At 27.5% G+C, this 19,486-nt stretch carries 18 protein-coding genes; 8 read left to right on the forward strand and 10 right to left on the reverse strand.

Going from position 1 to position 19,486, the window contains the following annotated elements; all coding sequences use genetic code 4:
* From plsX to VBM89_RS00130, 3 genes are read right to left on the reverse strand one after another with little or no spacing between them, the layout of a single operon-like run.
* A complete protein-coding gene (gene plsX / locus VBM89_RS00120; RefSeq protein ID WP_323188333.1) occupies nt 1–1,020 on the reverse strand; it encodes a phosphate acyltransferase PlsX in 1,020 nt (339 codons plus the stop codon).
* Nucleotides 1,020–2,684, reverse strand: a complete 1,665-nt coding sequence (locus tag VBM89_RS00125; RefSeq protein WP_323188334.1) for a DAK2 domain-containing protein — start codon at nt 2,682–2,684, stop codon at nt 1,020–1,022. Before VBM89_RS00125 ends, plsX begins: the two co-directional genes overlap by 1 nt.
* Complete coding sequence (locus VBM89_RS00130) at nt 2,677–3,003, reverse strand: hypothetical protein (protein WP_323188335.1); 327 nt, start codon at nt 3,001–3,003, stop codon at nt 2,677–2,679. The genes VBM89_RS00125 and VBM89_RS00130 overlap by 8 nt, the downstream gene beginning before the upstream one ends.
* 95 nt (nt 3,004–3,098) lie before the next feature.
* Between VBM89_RS00130 and recO the strand changes: the two genes are divergently transcribed.
* The 5 genes from recO (at nt 3,099) to VBM89_RS00155 (ending at nt 8,244) form a co-directional block, all read left to right on the forward strand.
* A complete protein-coding gene (gene recO, locus VBM89_RS00135; RefSeq protein WP_323188336.1) occupies nt 3,099–3,770 on the forward strand; it encodes a DNA repair protein RecO in 672 nt (223 codons plus the stop codon).
* A gap of 28 nt (nt 3,771–3,798) precedes the next feature.
* Nucleotides 3,799–4,941 (forward strand): DnaJ C-terminal domain-containing protein, encoded by a 1,143-nt coding sequence (locus tag VBM89_RS00140; RefSeq protein WP_323188337.1) that lies wholly within the window; start codon nt 3,799–3,801, stop codon nt 4,939–4,941.
* 87 nt (nt 4,942–5,028) lie between these two features.
* Complete coding sequence (locus VBM89_RS00145) at nt 5,029–5,412, forward strand: YigZ family protein (protein WP_323188338.1); 384 nt, start codon at nt 5,029–5,031, stop codon at nt 5,410–5,412.
* Between the two features lie 4 nt (nt 5,413–5,416).
* The gene (locus VBM89_RS00150) at nt 5,417–6,784 is read left to right on the forward strand and encodes a leucyl aminopeptidase family protein (protein ID WP_323188339.1); all 1,368 of its coding nucleotides are present in this window, start codon (nt 5,417–5,419) and stop codon (nt 6,782–6,784) included.
* Between the two features lie 80 nt (nt 6,785–6,864).
* Entirely contained in the window at nt 6,865–8,244 is a 1,380-nt protein-coding gene (locus tag VBM89_RS00155; RefSeq protein ID WP_323188340.1) for a M17 family metallopeptidase, read from the forward strand.
* 101 nt (nt 8,245–8,345) lie between these two features.
* Here VBM89_RS00155 and VBM89_RS00160 read toward each other — a convergent pair whose 3' ends face one another.
* Together VBM89_RS00160 and VBM89_RS00165 are read right to left on the reverse strand one after the other, a co-directional pair.
* The gene (locus tag VBM89_RS00160; RefSeq protein WP_323188341.1) at nt 8,346–8,960 is read right to left on the reverse strand and encodes a hypothetical protein; all 615 of its coding nucleotides are present in this window, start codon (nt 8,958–8,960) and stop codon (nt 8,346–8,348) included.
* A gap of 1,271 nt (nt 8,961–10,231) precedes the next feature.
* Entirely contained in the window at nt 10,232–10,387 is a 156-nt protein-coding gene (locus tag VBM89_RS00165) for a hypothetical protein (protein WP_323188342.1), read from the reverse strand.
* Between the two features lie 234 nt (nt 10,388–10,621).
* Between VBM89_RS00165 and VBM89_RS00170 the strand changes: the two genes are divergently transcribed.
* Nucleotides 10,622–11,911: an MFS transporter gene (locus VBM89_RS00170; RefSeq protein ID WP_323188343.1), complete on the forward strand. Its 1,290-nt coding sequence runs from the start codon at nt 10,622–10,624 to the stop codon at nt 11,909–11,911.
* A 354-nt stretch (nt 11,912–12,265) separates the two neighbouring features.
* Here the strand turns inward: VBM89_RS00170 and VBM89_RS00175 are convergent, their stop codons facing one another.
* Nucleotides 12,266–13,333 (reverse strand): GmrSD restriction endonuclease domain-containing protein, encoded by a 1,068-nt coding sequence (locus tag VBM89_RS00175; RefSeq protein ID WP_323188344.1) that lies wholly within the window; start codon nt 13,331–13,333, stop codon nt 12,266–12,268.
* Between the two features lie 119 nt (nt 13,334–13,452).
* Here VBM89_RS00175 and VBM89_RS00180 point away from each other — a divergent pair, with 119 nt between their 5' ends.
* Complete coding sequence (locus tag VBM89_RS00180) at nt 13,453–15,108, forward strand: IS1634 family transposase (protein ID WP_323188345.1); 1,656 nt, start codon at nt 13,453–13,455, stop codon at nt 15,106–15,108.
* Nucleotides 15,109–15,168: 60 nt separating this feature from the next.
* On the opposite strand, the gene VBM89_RS00185 is transcribed toward VBM89_RS00180, so the two are convergent.
* From VBM89_RS00185 to VBM89_RS00200, 4 genes are all read right to left on the reverse strand, one after another.
* Nucleotides 15,169–15,339, reverse strand: a complete 171-nt coding sequence (locus VBM89_RS00185; RefSeq protein WP_323188346.1) for a hypothetical protein — start codon at nt 15,337–15,339, stop codon at nt 15,169–15,171.
* Between the two features lie 8 nt (nt 15,340–15,347).
* Entirely contained in the window at nt 15,348–16,433 is a 1,086-nt protein-coding gene (locus VBM89_RS00190; RefSeq protein ID WP_323188347.1) for a DUF262 domain-containing protein, read from the reverse strand.
* Nucleotides 16,434–16,602: 169 nt separating this feature from the next.
* A complete protein-coding gene (locus VBM89_RS00195) occupies nt 16,603–17,673 on the reverse strand; it encodes a phosphatidate cytidylyltransferase (protein WP_323188348.1) in 1,071 nt (356 codons plus the stop codon).
* An 11-nt stretch (nt 17,674–17,684) separates the two neighbouring features.
* A complete protein-coding gene (locus VBM89_RS00200; protein WP_323188349.1) occupies nt 17,685–18,470 on the reverse strand; it encodes a hypothetical protein in 786 nt (261 codons plus the stop codon).
* 51 nt (nt 18,471–18,521) lie between these two features.
* Here VBM89_RS00200 and VBM89_RS00205 point away from each other — a divergent pair, with 51 nt between their 5' ends.
* Nucleotides 18,522–19,268: a phosphotransferase gene (locus VBM89_RS00205; RefSeq protein ID WP_323188350.1), complete on the forward strand. Its 747-nt coding sequence runs from the start codon at nt 18,522–18,524 to the stop codon at nt 19,266–19,268.
* Nucleotides 19,269–19,486 lie beyond the last annotated feature (218 nt).

A 19,486-nucleotide genomic window follows, 5' to 3' on the forward strand; every position in this document is an offset into this window, starting at 1 on the left:
TTATTCTTCACTTTCTAAATTATCAACTTTAATTGAATCTGATAATGTTTGCAATTTTTCTAATAAGTTATTTTCAAGAGCTTCTTGAATTGATAATAATGCATTGTAGTAAGCTTTTGCATCAGATGAACCGTGAGCTTTAATTGCTAGTCCATTAACACCAAGTACTCAAGCAGAACCAACTGAACGGTAGTCAAGTGATTTACCAACATTTTTAAATGCACCTTTTAAAAGTAAATAACCAATTTTGTATTTTAATTTAGTTAATATTTGACCTTTAAGTGCTTTTGAAAATGCACCAATTGCTCCTTCATAACTTTTAAGCATTGTGTTACCTGCATAACCATCTACAACAGCTACATCAATGTTTCCATTAAATAATTCTCTTGATTCAACAAATCCAACATAGTTAATATCATTTAATGTTTTCAAATATTCGTGAGCTTGTTTAGTTGATGTAGGACCTTTGTAATCTTCAGTTCCAATGTTAATAAGTGAAACTCTAGGTTTTGCTACTTTAAACATTGTTTTATAGAATAATGAAGCAAGCATAGCTCATTCAACTAAATATTGTGCTTTTGTTTCTAAATTAGCACCTACATCTAAAAATAGCAATTTGTTACCTAAAATAGATGTAGCAACTGGCATAAATGCCGGCCTAGAAATGTTTTGTAATCTTTTTAATTTAAGTGTTAATGTTGATATATAAACTCCACTATCTCCACTTGATAAAACTGCATTAGCTTCATTGTTTATAACTTTACTAATTGCAAGATTCATTGATGTATCTTCGTTCATTGATTTTCTAATGTTCTTAGGTTCGCTAGGAACATTTTTGTTTTTAATAAGTAAGATATTTTCAGGAAGTTTTGTTTTATCAATATTTGAAATGTCACCAATTAATTGAATTTGTGTATCAGGGAATTGAAGAGCAAATTTGCTAGCAGCTTCAACTGCTGCACTTGGACCATTATCATTTCCATTTATGTCAAAAGCAATTTTGAATTTATAGTCTTTCATTATTCAACTCCAATGATGAATTGATATGTAGGTTGATTACCTTCAATAATTTCAACTTCAATATCATAGTTTGATTCAATGAAGTTAAGAATTTCTTCAGCTTCATCAAGTGAGCTTTCATCGCCATAGTAAATTGTGACTAATTCTTTGTCTTCTGTAATTGCTTTTTTAACTATTTTTTTAGCAGCATCTAAAAGTTTTGATGAACTTGCAGTGATTTTTCCATTGATGATAGATAAATAATCACCATCTTTAATTTGAACACCATTTAATTTTGTGTTTCTAATTGCTTTTGTAATTTCACCAGTAGTTACATTAGCAATTGCGTCATTCATCATTTCAACATTCTCTTCAACTGAAGATTCGTGGTTGAAATTAAGCATAGCTGTTATTCCTTGGATTTGTGTTTTTGTAGGAATAATAATAACGTTTTTGTCTTGGGTAACTTGCGCTACTTGTTGTGCAACAAGTATGATGTTTGAATTGTTTGTAAGAATAAATACTGAATCTGAATTTACATTATTAACTGCATTTATCAAGTCTTGAGCTGATGGGTTTTGTGTTTGTCCACTTTCGACAACAAAGTCACAACCTAAATCTTTCATTCTTGCGACTATACCTGAACCTAAATTGCATGAGATAATTCCACAAGGTGTTCTACTTTCTTCACTATGTTGTAATTGTGACTCTTTAAGTTTTTCGGCATTAGCTTTTGAATAGTTAGCTTGAAGCGTCATATTTTCTGATTTTATTTTGATAAATTCACCATATTGTTGAGCAAAGTTTAACATATCACCAGGTTTAACTGTGTGTCCGTGAACTTTAAGGATATTGTCGTCAGAAACAACAACAAGTGAGTTAGCCAATTTTTCAAGTTTTGCAACAAAGTTTGCTTTCTTGAATTTAGCAGGTTCAGTTAAATCGATAAGAACTTCTGTACAGTAACCAAATTCTCCTTCATAAACTTCGCTATCACCAATAAAGTTTGTAACTTCATCTGAATTATCTTTAAGTTCAACTGGTCTATCGTGAAGAGCTTCATTCATTCCTCAGAAAATTGTGTAAAGACCTTCACCACCACTATCAGTAACTCCAACTTCTCTTAAGTTCTTAAGTTTGTTAGGTGTTTCATCACAACTTTTCCGTGCAAATGAAACAACTTCTTCGAAGAATACTGAATAGTGAATGTCTTTACCCTCGAATTCTTTTTTAAGATTTTCAGTTGTTTCTCTAATAACTGTAAGAATTGTTCCCTCAACAGGTTTAAAAACTGATTTGTAAGCAATTTCAGTTGCTTTCTCAAAAGCTTGGATTAAATCTTGAGTATTTAATTCAACTTTACCATCTGTACCTAAAGCAAATCCTTTGAAAATTTGTGAAAGGATAACACCAGAGTTTCCTCTAGCTTCATAAATCATATTTGTTGAAACTTTTTTAGTAATAGCATATACTGGTTCATTTTGAGCTTTTTCTAAATCAGGTATAGCAGCCGCTATTGTTGAAGACATATTTGTTCCAGTATCTCCATCAGGAACAGGAAACACATTTAACGCATCGATTTTGTTTTTTGCATTAACTAATGCTTTAGCTCCTGATAAAAAAGCTTTAGCTAACTCGGAACCATTCAGGATATTTCTTTTATCTACTTTCTTACTTTTACTCATTGGTTACTCCCTTGACAATGATAATTAGTTTATTGAATTTAAATTTTTTAGATTTTAATTTCATTTCCATAATTTTGTAAATTTGTGAAATGATGAATTTAATTGGTGTCCCATCAAAAACAGTAATTGCTGCTTTAATTTCAACACGTGAATTTTCAGTTAATAAAACCTCAATGTTTTCAAAATATTCTTCAGGATTTAATCTGACAATTGTGTCAGGTTCACAATTGATATCCAAAGTTGGTTCGTGTAAGAATCTTACGCCTGGAACTTTAGAAATTGAATCAATGAACATTTGTTTAATTTGCAATGTATCCATCCAAAACCTCCGTGTTTTGATAAAGTATATATATTTTACCCTAATTTATTTTTATAAATATATAATATTTATACACTCTAATAAGTGGTGAAATTATGGCTGAAACAATCAAAAACGCAATAGTTTTAAACTTACACGAAATATCAGACAATGAGCATATTGTCAGTTTTTTTACTGCTTTTGGGAGATTAGATTTAGTTGCTAGAGGTCTAAATAATGCACATTCAAAAAATAGAAGTAACTTAATAGTTGGTTCAATTGTTGAAATTGAATATTTTGCTTCAAGAACACAAAATAAGTATGGAAGATTAAAAAAATCAAGCACAATAAAATTACTTGATGTTACTAATTTAAATAATATTAAGCTATTTAATAGTTTGAACTTTTTATTCCAAAATATAAGAACTAGAAATCATTTATTTGCTGAATACAATAGACATTTTGATAGTTTCAATAATGCACCTTGAGCTAAAGTTTCAACATACTTTTATGCACACTCATTACTATACTTTGGTATTGATTTATCATTTAATTCTTGCAAAAGATGTGGAAGAATTAAGGACTTTATTTCTTTTGATTTTAATTTAGGTTTTATTTGTCAAAATCACGATATTACCCAAAGACTTGATGTTTCAGTTTTACAAGCTATATGATATTCATTTCACGACTTTTACGCCTATGTCAATGATGTAAACAGTGAAATCAACAAGTTTATTTTTATTGAATATAAGAAGCAAATAATTAATCATTTAAATATTAGCAAATAACTGAGTTTTATGCTAAAATAATAAAACTATGAGTAAAAGAGATTATTATGAAATTTTAGGTGTTTCAAAAACAGCTACTGAACAAGAAATTAAAACAGCTTACAGAAGTTTAGCTAAAAAATATCATCCAGATAAATTGAAAGATGGAACTTCTGATGAAAAAATGAAAGAATTAAATGAAGCTTATTCAATTCTTTCAGACTCTGAGAAAAGAAAAGTTTATGACCAATACGGACACGATGCCGCTAATGGAAGAGCAGGAGCAAACCCAGGGGGTGGAAACTACTATGGTGGTGGATTCGGTGGTGCACAAGGCTTTTCTGAAGATTTCCAAGATATTTTTGAGAACATTTTCGGTGGATTTGGAGGAAGAAGACAAAGAAGTTCTCAAGGTTCATACCAACAAAGAGGGGATGATTATAGAACTAATATAAACATTTCATTTATGGATGCTCTTAAAGGAAAAACAATTAAAGAAAAATTAGATAAATGAGAAATGTGTATGTTCTGTACAGGGACTGGAGCAGAAAATCCAAATGATTTACAAACATGTAGTTCATGTAATGGAGTAGGACACAAAAGAAGAGTTGTTAATAGTTTCTTTGGTCAACAAGTTCAGCAGGTTGTTTGTGAAACATGTCATGGAAAAGGTAAGGTTGTTGTTTCAAAATGTAAGAAGTGTCGTGTCGAAGGTTACTCAGCTATCCAAAAAACTGTTTCTATTAAAATAGAGGAAGGGACAGTTTCAGGAACAAGATTAAAAGTTGCTGGATATGGTGGTTTAGGTAAAAACGGTGGAACACCAGGAGACTTATACATTACAGTTAACGTGCTACCTCATAAATATTATGAAAGAGATGGCATGGATATTGAAATGGACTTTCCAGTTTCATTCATTGATATTATCTTAGAAAACACAGTTGACGTCCCAACTCCTTGAGGAAATGTAAAAATTAAAATGAAGAAAAGCTATACAAACTCAAAAGTGATTAAGGTTCCTAAAAAAGGAGTTCACTTCAGAGGTATGGAAGGTGATTTAAGATTACATTTAGAAGTTATTATTCCTGATTTAGATAGAAAAAATAAAAAAGAAGTTTTAGCTGCATTACAAAATGTAAGTGATTCATCAAATCAAGATTTTGTTCAAGCAGTTGAAAAAGCTAACAAATAATTTTTTTACCTAACTCTAGTAGTTAGGTTTTAATTTAGCAATTAATTTTAGTTAGTTTATTAAATTAAATTATAATTAATTTAATTTATGTATAAGAACGAGTTAATTATCAAAAAATCAGAATTTATTGGTTATTTATATCCAGTTTCTTCAAAAGAAGAAGTTAACCAAATTCTAAAGGATCTTAAAGAACAATATAAAGATGCAAGACATATTTGTTATGCTTATTTATTAAATTCAAATGGTGCTGAAACAGGTGGATTTTCAGATGATAAAGAACCTAGTGGAACAGCTGGTAAGCCTATGTTTGAATTAATCAGACTAACAAAAGCGCAAAATGTTTTAGTTGCAGTTGTTAGATATTTTGGTGGAACAAAATTAGGAGCTGGACCACTTAAAAAAGCTTACAGGCAATCAGCTTCAACAGTAATTAACTTATATTTAAAAGATAATCAAAGTAAGGAGAAATAAAAAAATGATTAAAGTAATTAAAGAACTTAAAAAAGATGTTTTAGTTTTAAAAGCAGCTTATGAAAATAAAGATTTTCCTTCTTATGTAGCTACTAAAAACGGAAAAATTACAGATAACTTAAGCGAAAATGTTTCATACATTTACATTGATAAAAAACATCAATCATTTGATGAATTAGCAGCTTTATTTGAGAATTTAGCAACATCAGTTAATAGAGATTATCAAGTTGATGTCGAATCATTTGTTTTAAATAATGATATGCTAAAAACATTTAGAATTATTTATTCAAAATTATTATTTGGACAGGTTAAATTATTCAAAAAATCTATTGAAGAAGATAAAGAAAAATTCAAAAACATCTATGTGTATGCGAGAAACGAAAATGTTTCAACAAAATTAGTTAAGAAAATTGAAGTAGTTGCAAAAGCAATTAATGATGTTAGAAATCTTCAAATTAAACCAGAAAACTTCTTAAACTCAGAAATGTTAGCTAGTGAGATTACAAATGATTTTTCAGGTATTGAAGGTCTTGAATTAACAGTTTTAACTAAAAAAGAAATTGAACAATTAAATATGGGTCTTTTATTGTCTGTTAATAAAGGAAGTGTTCATGAACCAAGAGTTGTAGTTGTATCTTATAAAGGTAACAAAAAATCAAAAGAACACATTTCTATAGTTGGGAAAGGTATCACATTTGACACAGGTGGAGTTAATACAAAAGGATATCATATGGAAGGTATGAAATATGATATGTCAGGTTCAGTAATTGCAGCTTATGCAGTTAAAGCTTTAGCTCAATTAAAAACCAATGTTAATGTTTCTGCTGTTATGTGTATTACAGATAACAGAATTAACAATGATGCTTCATTACCGGAAAATGTTTACCAATCTATGTCAGGTAAATGAGTTGAAGTAGTTGACACAGATGCTGAAGGAAGATTAGTTTTAGCTGATGGAATTTTCTATGCAGCTGACAAATTAAAACCAACAACAATCATTGATGTTGCAACATTAACAGGTTCAATGTTAACTGCATTAGGAAATACTTTCACAGGAATCTGATCAACAAATGATTCAAAATGAGATGACTTTTTAGCAGCTTCTAAAGAAGCAAACGAAAAAGTTTGAAGAATGCCTTTACACGAAGATTATAATAAAGGTAACAAGGGTTCAAAAGTTGCTGACTTAGCTAACTGAAGTTCAAAAGTTAGACCAGATTCATCACAAGCAGCAATGTTCTTAAAAGAATTCACTAAAGATATTGATTTCATTCACTGTGATGTTGCTGGTACTGCAGATGTTCAAGGTGAACCACAAGGTGCATTAGTTGCAACATTAGTTGAATATGCGTTATTAAATGAAAATAAGTAATATAATTTACTTACTTATTTAGAAACTTTAATATTTATAAAATATTAAATAACTCACTTATATTTGTATGAAAGGAAATTATGATTAAAACAGTTGATAAAGTTAGAAAGAACTCAATGCTTTTAAAAGCAGTTTATAAAAATGATGAAAACTTACCATCAACATTAATTCAAAAAAATAATGTTGTAACAGAATACTTTGATAAAAATGAAGCCCTTGTATTTATGGGAGAAAAAAATAAATTATCTTTTGAGTCAGTAGCTAAATTTGCAAAAGGTTTTTTTACAAATCAAGGTAGAGATGTCCAAGTTGATTTAGATTCATTTGTAACAGAAAAAGTTACATTATCACAAGTTGTTAAAGCTTTTGTTGAAGCTTACAACTATGTAAATGCTGATTTATATTCAGCTAAAACAGCTAAAAAAGATGAGAAATTTGCAATTTCATTATTATCAGTTAAAGATGAAAATGAATATGCAGATGCATTAAAACAAGCAGTTGTATTATCAGAAGCTGTTAACTTCGCAAGAAACTTACAAGTGACACCACCAAACATTTGTAACTCAGAATGATTAGCAGAAGTTGTTAGAAAAGACTTAGAACAATACTCAAACTTAAAAGTTACAGTTCTTAACAAAAAACAAATTGAAGAGCAAAAAATGGGACTTTTACTTTCAGTTAACCGTGGAAGTATGTTTGAACCAAGAGTTGTTGTTATTGAATACAACGGAAACCCTGAATCAAACGAAAAAACAGTTTATGTAGGTAAAGGAATTACATTTGACTCAGGTGGATACAATATTAAAACAGGTAGAAACATGTTAGGTATGAAATTTGACATGTCAGGTTCTGTGTTTGTTGCTTCAGCTCTTAAAGCAATTGCTCAATTAAAACCAAAAACAAATGTTGCTGCAATTATGTGTATTACAGACAACAGAGTTAATGGAGATGCTTCATTACCTGATTCAGTTTGAACATCAATGAATGGTAAAACAGTTGAAATTAACAACACAGATGCTGAGGGTAGATTAGTTATGGCAGATGGATTGACATATGCTGTAAGAAACTTAAAAGCTACAAGATTAGTTGATGTTGCTACATTAACAGGTGCTATTTTAGTAGCATTAGGACAAACATACACAGGTGCATGAGCTACTACAGATGTTGCTTGAGAAGAATTATTAAAAGCTGCTAAAGAACAAAACGAATTAGTATGAAGAATGCCTCTTGATGAAGCTTTTGCTAAAGAAATTAGAAACTCAGTAGTTGCCGACCTTAAAAATACTGACTTAAGCGGTATTGGTGGAGGTTCATCATCAGCTGCTATGTTCTTAAAAGAATTTACAGAAGATGTTGAATACATTCACTTAGATGTCGCAGGAACAGCTGATATTGCTTCAAGACCTACAGGTGTAATGGTAAAAACATTGACACAATTAGCTCTTGATTCATCTAAATAATAAAACCTCAAAAAAATTTATATAAAAATACAAATATCACTTGCTAACTAGGATATTTGTATTTTTTTGTACTAATTTTTAAGATTGAAGAATATATTATTTTACTTAATTCAATAAGTAAAAGATTTATCAGCACTCTTATTTTGTTTGCTTGCTAAATATAACTTTTTACCATCTTGAAAGACTAAAATGGAAATGAAGAAGAAAATTATTAGTGATAATATTGTGCAAGCAGTAAAACTAATTAGAGGTATAGAAATATAAATTCTCTTTGGATATCCGACAGAAATGAATATAAATTGAAAAACTATACCTGTTATAAAAATTGGAACAAGAATGATATATGTGCATATAAATGTAATAAGTTTCATTTTATATGCAAATGAATATTCAATCTTTATATTTTCACATAAGAATGGAAATAAACTCGTAAATCAACTATTTTTATTAACTCTTCTTAAGTAAGTAACATTATGCATTATTAAAAATATACAGATAAAATATGTGATGATATAGTGTGCTGCAAAAATTAGGTAAGCACCGTCTCCAATGCATTTAGGAATATAATCAGGTACTTCTATTGCAAGACCTGGTACATTTGACAATCTTACAGAAGATAAATCTACAGCATAAATCGGTAAGGCTATAACAAGAGAAAATAAGAAAATTAAATATGCACTTAAAGTTGAAAATTTTAACCAGTTTTTTCTTAACATTATTTTAAAGTTCCTTTCTTTAGGATTAAATTATTAATTGATTATACGTGTTTGTTAAACAGCTTTATTTAGTAAAAGCCTTTTTATTTGTTAAATATAACTTTTTACCATCTTGAAAGACTAAAATGCAAATGAAGAATAAAATTGCTAGCGATAATATTGTAGAAGTAGTTCAAGAAATAATAGGTGTGGAAATACGACGAAGTAAAAAATATCCAAGAGAATTTGATATAAATTGAAAAACTATACCTGTTATAAAAATAGGAACAACAATTATATATGTGCATATAAATGTAATAAGTTTCATTTTATATGCAAATGAATATTGAATCTTAATATTTTCACATAAGAAAGGGAAGAAACTTGTGAATCAACTATTCTTGTTTGCTCTTCTTAGGTAAATAACATTATGTATTATTATAAATATACAGATAAAATATGTGATTAAATAGTCTTGGAGAAACATCAGATAAGCTCCATCTCCAATGGATTCAGGGATATAAGGAGGTACATCTATCGCGAGACCCGGTACATCTGATCATTCTATTGAATATATGTCTACAGCATAAATAGGTAAAACAACCACAAGAGAAAATAAGAAAATTAAATATACACTTAAAGTTGAAAATTTTAATCAGTTTTTTCTTAACATGATTTTATTAAACCTTCTTTCTTTAGAGTTCGATTATTAATTAACAGAAGCCATACTTATTTAGTAGTTGCTTCTTTGTTTTTTGTTAAATATAATTTTTTTCCATCTTGAAAGAGTAAAATGCAAATGAAGAAGAAAATTATTATTGATAATATTATGTAAGCAACTAAAGCAATGAGAGGCATAGAAATATATGCGTTAAGTCCAAAGGAATTGAATATAAATTGAAAAACTAAACCAGTTATAATAATTGGAACAACAATTATATATGTGCATATAAATGTAATAAGTTTCATTTTATATGCAAATGAATATTGAATCTTTATATTTTCACATAAGAAAGGGAAGAAACTTGTGAATCAATTATTTTTGTTAACTTTTCTTAAGTAAATAACATTATGTATTATTATAAATATACATATAAAATATGTGAAGAGATAGTCACCTGCGAAATCCAGATAAGCTCCATCAGAATAAGTTTTATGTATTCCTTCTGGTAAATGTGGTAAACTAGTTTTATATAAATCTACAGCATAAATAGGTAAAGCAACCACAATAGAAAATAAGAAAATTAAATATGCACTTAAAGTTGAAAATTTTAACCAGTTTTTTCTTAACATTATTGTAAACCTTCTTTCTTTAAGATTAAATTATTAATTTCTTCACCAGTATATAATTTACCTTTATATTTAAACAGTCTTGGTTGTTTTCTTGCGTTTTTTGGTTTTAAACTTCCTATAGTGAAGATGCTTAAAATTAATTTTGTATTTTTCATAATATATCTCCTTACTTTTATTATATTCTTTTTAAGTAAAATAAAATAAATTATGGAAAAATATTCAACTTAATTTTTGATGCTTACTATAGAAATGCAACTAAAATGGTTTTAGTTTTCATTTAGCTTTTTTTGAGCTTAAATTTCTTTGTATATCAGATATAAGATTCCTTTTTTCATCTCTAATGCATAAATGAATGTATAATTAAATACCATACATTAATGAGGGGTATTATGTCGCTATTCAGAAGCTTAAATGCTAACTTATGAAAATATATAAGTAGTATTTCATTATCATCAATCGGGTCAGAAGCATTTAAATTAGCTTCTAGTTTATATATTTACAAAATAACTGGTGATTTCTGATTAGTTACATTGTTGTACTTATTAGTACAATTACCATCATTAATTATTTATGCAATCTCATCAAAACTTGTTAAGTTACTACCTGATAGAGTCGCTCTTCTTATTTGTGATATTGCTAGTTCAATATTGTTGATAATACCTTTAGGAACTTATTTTGCATTTATTAATAATTTATCTACACATACGTTTTCAATTATTTTAATTGTGACAAGTACACTTTTAGGAACTGTCCATTCCTATAGATTTATACACCTTAAGAATGTTCTTTACTTTTTAGCAAAAGATAAAAATGAGTTAAATAAATTCAACATTGGTAACTCATTTGCCATATCAATTGGATTAGTTTTATCTCCAATATTGTCACTTCTGCTTTATAAGTATTTACCTTTTTATTCTTTAGTTATTTTTAATATGCTAACTTACATATTATCAGGTTTACTTTATTGAAGTTTAAAATCTAAATCAGAAATGACTGTTTTTGTGGATAAAGCAAAAGCAAATGATAAATCACATAAGATTTTAAGTTCTAAATTTAAGTTATTTTCATGAATATTCATATTATCTTCATCCTTAGCAATTGGAATATTCTTATTTCCTAAACAATCAGGAGTTATTCAATTTTTCAAATGAGTTGGTGATTATAAATATGAGGATTGAAGTTTCTATTTCACAATTGTTTTAGCTCTATTAAGTCTAGCTGGTGTAATTGTTGTTTTCTTATTAAATAAATACAAAGTAAAAATTGATCTTAGATGAATAATTTTCGGGATGTTTGCTTTGAGCATCATTTGAATGTCACTTTCATTCATTTCAAATAAACAGTTTATTTTAATTAGTTATTTTTCGATTAACGCACTTCAACAATTGGTATTTAGTATGTTCTTACCAGGATTTTATAGTAAGTCATATCAATTATTTGAAAAAGAGAAGTTCCATTTACAAAATGGGTTATCAATAGTGTTTAGAATTATTATGTCTTCATTGTTAATAATTGCACTTACAGCAATTAACAATTTAGCTGGATACTTATGAACTTACATTACATATTCAGTAATAGTTATAGTTTGTGGAGTAATTGCTATAGTTTCATATACCAGAATTAATAAGTTGTATAAGCTCCCTACTATTAAAAAACTTGATAATTTATGAGTTTTCTAATTTAGGAAGATTAATTTTTCATATGAAATTCAAAGTAAAATGATGCAATTAATCTTTAAGCATTTTAAACATCGAAAAGAGATTATCGCATTTAATAAAATAGGATAAGAAAAGTAGATAGAAAATAAAAAATGTCTACTTTTTGTTTACGATAAAAGAAAGAATTTTGCGAGTAACTGGGTAATTAAAACGCTATCCAAGATTACATTTGATGATATCAGGGTAAAAAGTTTTCGAACTATGTTAAATTGAAAAACACCTCAACAATGTTGAGATGCTTTGAGCTTTTTCTATAAATTACCTATAAAACTTGTCTTATTTACATGTGAATGCAATGTTTTTCTTATATTTAGATTAGTTGATTTTAGAACTACCAAATTTTGTTGCTTTAAAATCTACATTATTCTTAATTTTTTCACCATTTTCATCTAATCAAATTTCTTTACCATTATAGTTATCTCAGGTTATAACATTAGCTGTCGCACTTAAACTTGTAACTTTTCCACCTGTTCTCGGGGTTACTGAATAGTCCTCAATAAAAATATATCCTTCATCAGTCTCTTGAAGAACATTTTGAGCTAATAAAATATCCAAAGTTCCCTTAATTGATTTCTCATAATATTTTTCTTTTTTAGGATTTTTAATAATTCTTGAACCTGCAAAGATTTTTACAGAACCATCTTTTTCATAAAGTTCTGCTTGAGCAATTTTCTCACCTTTAGAGTTTGCGATATGAATTTTGAAAACTTTATATTTTGTGTCATCAGCTTCGAAATATTTGAAAGTTTTCTTAAGTATTTCATTAGTTATTTTTTTAGAACGTTCTTCAATAGTCTGTGTATTTCAATATTCATATTTTAGAATATCGGTTTTCATAGCCCAATGGATGAATTTATTAATTTTAGCTTTCTTCTCTTCGAAAGGTAAATTACTTAGATATGAGTTTTCCTCTTTCTTGAATAAAGCTAAATTACCTATTCTATGCTTATGTGTTTGGTGATTATCTTTTGTAATGCCGTTTTCACCAATTCATTTTGCACCATCTTGAGGCATTAAATGTTCTATGCTTCACTCTTTTGGTTCAACGTCTTTATATGTGAATGTGTCATTGAATTGGATATGTATGTATATATTTTTTAGTAAACGTGCACGTTGATACATATTTGCTTCTAACATATAATCTTCAAGTTCCTTGTCAGTAGGCATACGTGTGGTTTTCCCGTTATTATCATTAACAAGTGAACTTCTGAAGGTATTTATAACGCTACTTTCATCCTTTCAATTCTTAGATTCTAACAGTACTAGTAGATTAATAAATACTTTATTAATACTCTGACTACCAAGATTTAATATTGCACGACGTACAAAATAAATATTTATACCTTTCAGTATTTCAAGGAATAAATCTTCCTGAGTTTCCAAGTTGGAAGCTCATTTTTTATAATTTTTAAACTCTACTTATATACTTAGTATATAAGTAAAAAATCAGAAAATTTTTATTTTTTACAATGATTACAATGATAATGGTGTATAATTAAGGTATGAGTAATTACATTTTATATAAAAGAAACAATCCAAAAGGTATCTATTTAGCAATTGGAATTTCAAAGGGTTATGGTAAAGGAATTGGTGATTTAGTTGGTCTAGGCTATTGAGACGAAATCAAAGATAAATATTCTTTGCAAAACATTGATGATTTAAAGGTAATCGCAAAATTAGTTCCATTTACAAACAACAAAGTTGAAGCAAAGAGCAAATTTTTTGAATTGTTAGAGCCAACATCTGTTGAAACCAATGTTAAAAATGTTGGAATTGATTTAATTTACAAAATTATCAAAGAACTCGACTTATTCAGTTCATTGCCAAAAAGCAAACACAAATCATTAGAAGAAGTTCTTGAATTTATCATTGGAACCAGAATTATTTTCCCGAGAAGTTACATTTGTCAATATAAAAACAAAAATGATTTTTCACACAATGTTGAAATTAAAAAATCATCAATTTATAACTATTTTGATACTTTTTTAACAAATAAAGAAACTATTTTGTTCAATCTTTACAATAAATTACAAGAATTAACTAATAGAAACAGTAAACAATTGCACTTTGACAATACAACTGTTTATTTTGAAAGTTTTTCAAGAAAAGGCGTGAGACAAAAAGGTTTTTCAAAAGATGGTAAGCATGATGAAGATCAAATTGTAATTGCGATGGCAACGGATAATAATGGAATACCTTTTCATTACAAAATTTTTGAAGGAAATACTGCCGATTCACAAACTTTAATTAAGTTTTTAATTGAAATGGAAAGAATTTACAAAATTAAAGACGTGTCAATTATTGCCGACAGAGGAATTAGTCAAAATGCTAACTTAAGATTTTTAGAACAGAAAGGATATAAATACATCGTTCAAAAACGTATTGATAACCTTAGCGAAGCAGACAAAAAATTCATCATTGAAGATAAAGATTATATGTTGGAACATGAAATGTTTTCAAAAAGCAGATTTGTGGAATCTGTTTGAGCAAACAATAGAAAAAAGAAAAGATTTAATCAAACTCTTAGAAAACAAATAGTTTACTTTAGCCCAGCAAAAGAAAAGCTTGACAGAATAAAAAGAGCTTTTTCGATATCAAAATATGAGAAAAAATCAATAAATAATGTAATTTGCTTAAGCGATCTTGTTCCAGAATATAAGAAAAAATATATGGATGTTGAAGGCAAAACAATTGCCAAATTAAATTACTCTAAAATTAAAAAAATAGCTGATCAAGATGGTTTCTATATGATTGAAACCAACATACCAGATTTAACAGCGCAAAGAGCTAATGAATTTTACAAACAACAATGAAAAATTGAAGAAGGTTTTAGAACATTGAAATCTTCGCTTGAAGTTAGGCCGATGTTTGTTCATAAAGATTCTCACATTCAAGCACATGTTTTCTTGTGTTTCTTAGCGTTGATTGTCTTAAAATACTCGATTTACAAACTTAAAAAGTTCTATGAAGATAATGGTGAAATTCAAAAAGTAACTATGAATATGTTTATAGATGCCTTAAAACTTATAACAATAACAACTAAAACTGTAAATGGTAAAGTTGTTGTTGAAATCATTAATAATTTAGATCCAAATCATTACGAATTAAACAAAATATATAAAGATTTTTCATTTGTTATAGAAAATCTATCATTGTAATTAAAAATACGAAAAAACGAAAACGCCTTATTTATAGGTGTTTTCGTTTTTTAACCCTTTTTAACTTAGAAACTCAGGATTTAATATTGCACGACGTACAAAATAAATATTTATACCTTTCAGTATTTCAAGGAATAAATCTTCTTTAATAATTTTCTCGTGAAGAAGTTTACTCATTTTGACAATTAAAGGTAATGCAGCGTCTGTATTTAAGTTTTTACTTAAAACCATTTCTCTTATTAGTTTTTATTCTTAAATATTGTTTTAGACGATATTTCTTTATTATCAATTAACTTTATGTATTTATATTGTTCTGAGTATTCAAGAACATCACTAAGAATTTCACTTAGTTTGAGCGTACCATATTCATTTTGATAATTCTTCTCGCAGTAATGTTTGAAATTATCATAAATCTTTGTAAAGTTAACAATTTCCAATTTTTTGATTTGTAAATAAATGAAAAAGAAATGTTCCATTATTTTAGAATCATTATTTAAGTTTTTCTCAATTTTTACTCAATACTTATCGTATAAATCTTTTTGCTCTCTATCAGTTTTCGCAGACATTAATATGTAATTTCTAATAAGATCAGCTTGAGTTAATTTAACTCCGGTTGAGTTGATGCTTTGGAATATTTTTTGTGGGTTGTCATTATCTTCGATTTTGACTGAGATAATAATTAATTTACTTAGTGAGTTTAAAAATTTATCAACTGTTTCAAGTTGAATTTTTCCTTCATTTTTTAATAGATGTTCCAATTCTTCTTTAATGTATTTATATGAAGAATAGACATTTGATGTATTCAATAAATTGATATCTTCTTTTGAATTAATTTCACCTTCAAGAATTTTCTTAAATGCGTCATTATCATCAACTAATGGATATAATCTGCATTGCTTCTCTTTTTTGTTATCTTCAAAGTATAGAAAATTATTATTAAGTGCTTCAATAACTTCGGTAAATTTTTCAGAATAGGAAACACTACTTAAAATATCTCTTAAAGCGAGAATTATTAGAAATGTTGTAACTAATCTCTGTTGTCCATCGACAACGTACATTTTAAATGCACCGTTGTTATCACTAAGAGGATTAAAATCAGCATTCTTGTCTAAATAATAGAAAAAGAAACCAATGAAATGTTGATAATCAGGATCGTTACTATTAAAGATGTCGATAATATCCTTAATATATGCTTCTACTGCTGGTTTCTTAGTTCAGGTATATTTTCTTTGAAAAATTGGAATTACATATTGAGTGTGAGGAGTGGAAGATTTTTGCTTAATTATTTCCATCATATTAACAACCGCCACTGAATTATTTGTCATATTTTCTCCTAAAATATAAGCATAAAAGTGATTCAAGATAATTAAAATACTGCTTATAAATAATATTTTAATAAATTATTCGAAAGCGTAATGAACTTAAATAGAAAAAAAGATGAGTCGAGAAACTCATCTAGTTTTAACATCCATGCGGTAGCTGTAGTTGCATTTGTTATATTATCGCAAACATTGATAGTGTGATAAATAAAATAAATACAAAAGAGATTGAATCTAATCTATCTAAAATACCACCGTGCTCTCTTAATAAGTTTGAGAAATCTTTAATTTCATTTCTTCTTTTTATGAGTGAAAATGCTAAGTCTCCACAAATTGCAAACATAGGAGCAAGGAAGATAAATAACAATAAATACACAAACATCATATTTAAGCTGTTAGCAGCATTATTTCATGGTGTCATCATTATGTGCATTAATGTTTGATTTTTGTCTGATGCTATTCCATAAGCTATTCCCATATATGCTAATGTAACTGCGATTGCAACAATAATTCCGACAATAGCGCCTTCAATTGTCTTTTTAGGACTAATAGCTGGAGCAAGTTTTTGTTTGAAAAACTTGTGTCCTAAAAATCTTCCACCGAAGTATCCTCCAATGTCGCAAGACATTGCAATGAATACAATTAATAAAATAACTTCAATTGCGTAAGTTTGCGCAAGCAATACCATAAATGATTTTAAGAAGTATGTTAAGAATGAAAAGATGAAAAAGAATGATAAAGCTTTAATTGCTAAATATTTGAGATTAATATTTTTAACAGTTAAAAATCTAATTAATACAAAAATTAATGTAATTGTTAAAGGTCATATTGCATCAAAGAAACTAAAAGCACCATAAGTAGCATCAGTAAAGACTAAACCAATTTCTAATATATTTTTATTAACCAAACTACTTTCTAAAGGTGTTATCCGAGTTGTTAAGAATTTAAGGAAGTTTGGATAAGCAAAGAGCAACCCAACTGCTATAGCAGGTAAAACTCATCTAAATATTTTATGATTTTGTAGATATGCTTTTGATAGTTCATAATAAATCCAAAAAGCAAATCCTGCAAAAATCAAAATAGACAATGTTCTTAAAAACCAAAATACTCCATCATTAAAGTTTTTATATAAATTAAAATCAAATGAGTATTTTGATACTGTTAAAAATATAACTAGAACAAGTCCGATAATTAGAGCAGGAATAACTCTATTTATTCAAAAAGATTTTTGTTCTTCTTTTTTCATTATTTCCTTTCTTAATCTTCAACTTCTTGAAGAAATTGAAGATACATATGCAAGTACCCTTCAGGTACAATGAATTTTTCAATATTAAATAAACTTTTATCAAAATATCTAGATCAACCACCAGAAATTATTGAGTTTTCTGGTTTATCAAATGAATATACATAACCTGATAATAAAGAGCTTAAACCATTTAAGATAGCTGTTTTTGTAGTTGTTCCTACTTTAGTTTTAGGTACTCTTAATTCACTTTCAATTATTTCAGGAGCTACAAATGGCATATCAAAAAAGTTCACTATTCTAGCTATTGAAACACTTTTAAGAATTAAGTTTTCCATTTTTAAATTAACTCAATATGTTCCTAATAAGTTAATTGAATCTTTTTTATATTTAATTGAGTTTATAAGTAATGCTGATAAGATATCAAAACCAATAGAACCTTTGTGTTTTATATTTTTATCAATTAAGTGAGACATCCTTTTAATAATTACTTTTTTATCATCGTTTAAGTAAACTAAATCATTAGACATAAAATTCAACTTACTTGCCATGACGAAGATAATGGTTTTACATAAATCCTCATCTGTATTAGTTGCAGCTACAAGGATTCTCGTGTCCTCAAGATCTTTAAGTATCTTAGCAAGCTCTTCGGTAAAAGCCAAGTAGTCAATAATTTTTGCCTTACCTTGTTTAATTTCATTTGTCCTTAAGTCGACTTTGTAATTAACTATTTTGATGAATGTGTTACCCAAATCCATAACAATATATTTTGATAATTTTTTCATAGTTATTAATTTCATTTTATAATTCTTAATTATATACTTTTAAAAAATAAAATTATGGAGGTACATATGAAAAAACCGATAAATATTGGACACACAAATAAGACATATATGACTGAAAATTCAATCTATCAAGAAAAAGTTTTTAATAAATTCAATCATAAGTTAGATTACGCATTACTTGAGAAATTTGATTTTGTACCTCGTTTAATTAATGAAACAGAAAATTCTGTTGAATGAGAGTATATTCAAACAAAACAATTGGTGTTTACAGAAGACGTTTTGACTCAAATTGCGAATAATTTTAAGACATTACATGATTCAAAGTTACAATTTCCTAAAACAAACGTAGCTTCAAGAGTCAAAGAGTATAGAAGAATTCTCAATGAAAGAGGAATTAAAATTGACGTTCTTAATGATTACTATAAGAGAATTAATTTAATATTAAAAAACTCTGAATCAAATAGACCATTACATAATGATTTATACTTAAACAATATTCTCCTAGATTTAAACGACAAAGTTTACTTTATCGATTGAGAGTATGCTTCAATGGGTGATAAGCATTTTGATTTAGCTTACTTTATTTGTGGTTCATACTTAAATAAGGAGCAAGAAGAGTTTTTCTTAAATGTTTATGATACATATTGAGAAGAATATTTAATTCAACAAAAAATATTAGTTTATTACTTAACAATTCTTTGAGTGAATGCTCAAGAAACAAAACCATTTGATGATACAGGTTTAATTGTGAAATTAAAAGAAACAGTTAAAGAATATGAATATAAGAAATCAACTAATACTTTTAGGAGATAGGGGGTAGAAGTTTCGCTTAACAGAATAAATTGTTATATTAGCAATTATAAGAGTTTATTAAATTACTAATTTTTAAAACTAAGATAAGAAAAGTAGATAGTGGTCAAAACTGTCTACTTTTCTTATCAGATTTTGAAATTCACGACTTTTTTACCATAATTCAATTTGCTAATTGTATTAAAACTATAATTTGAAATATAAAGAGTAATATGCTAATA

This window comes from Mycoplasma sp. 1199 (assembly GCF_034863365.1).
Taxonomy (GTDB): domain Bacteria; phylum Bacillota_I; class Bacilli_A; order Mycoplasmatales; family Metamycoplasmataceae; genus Mycoplasmopsis.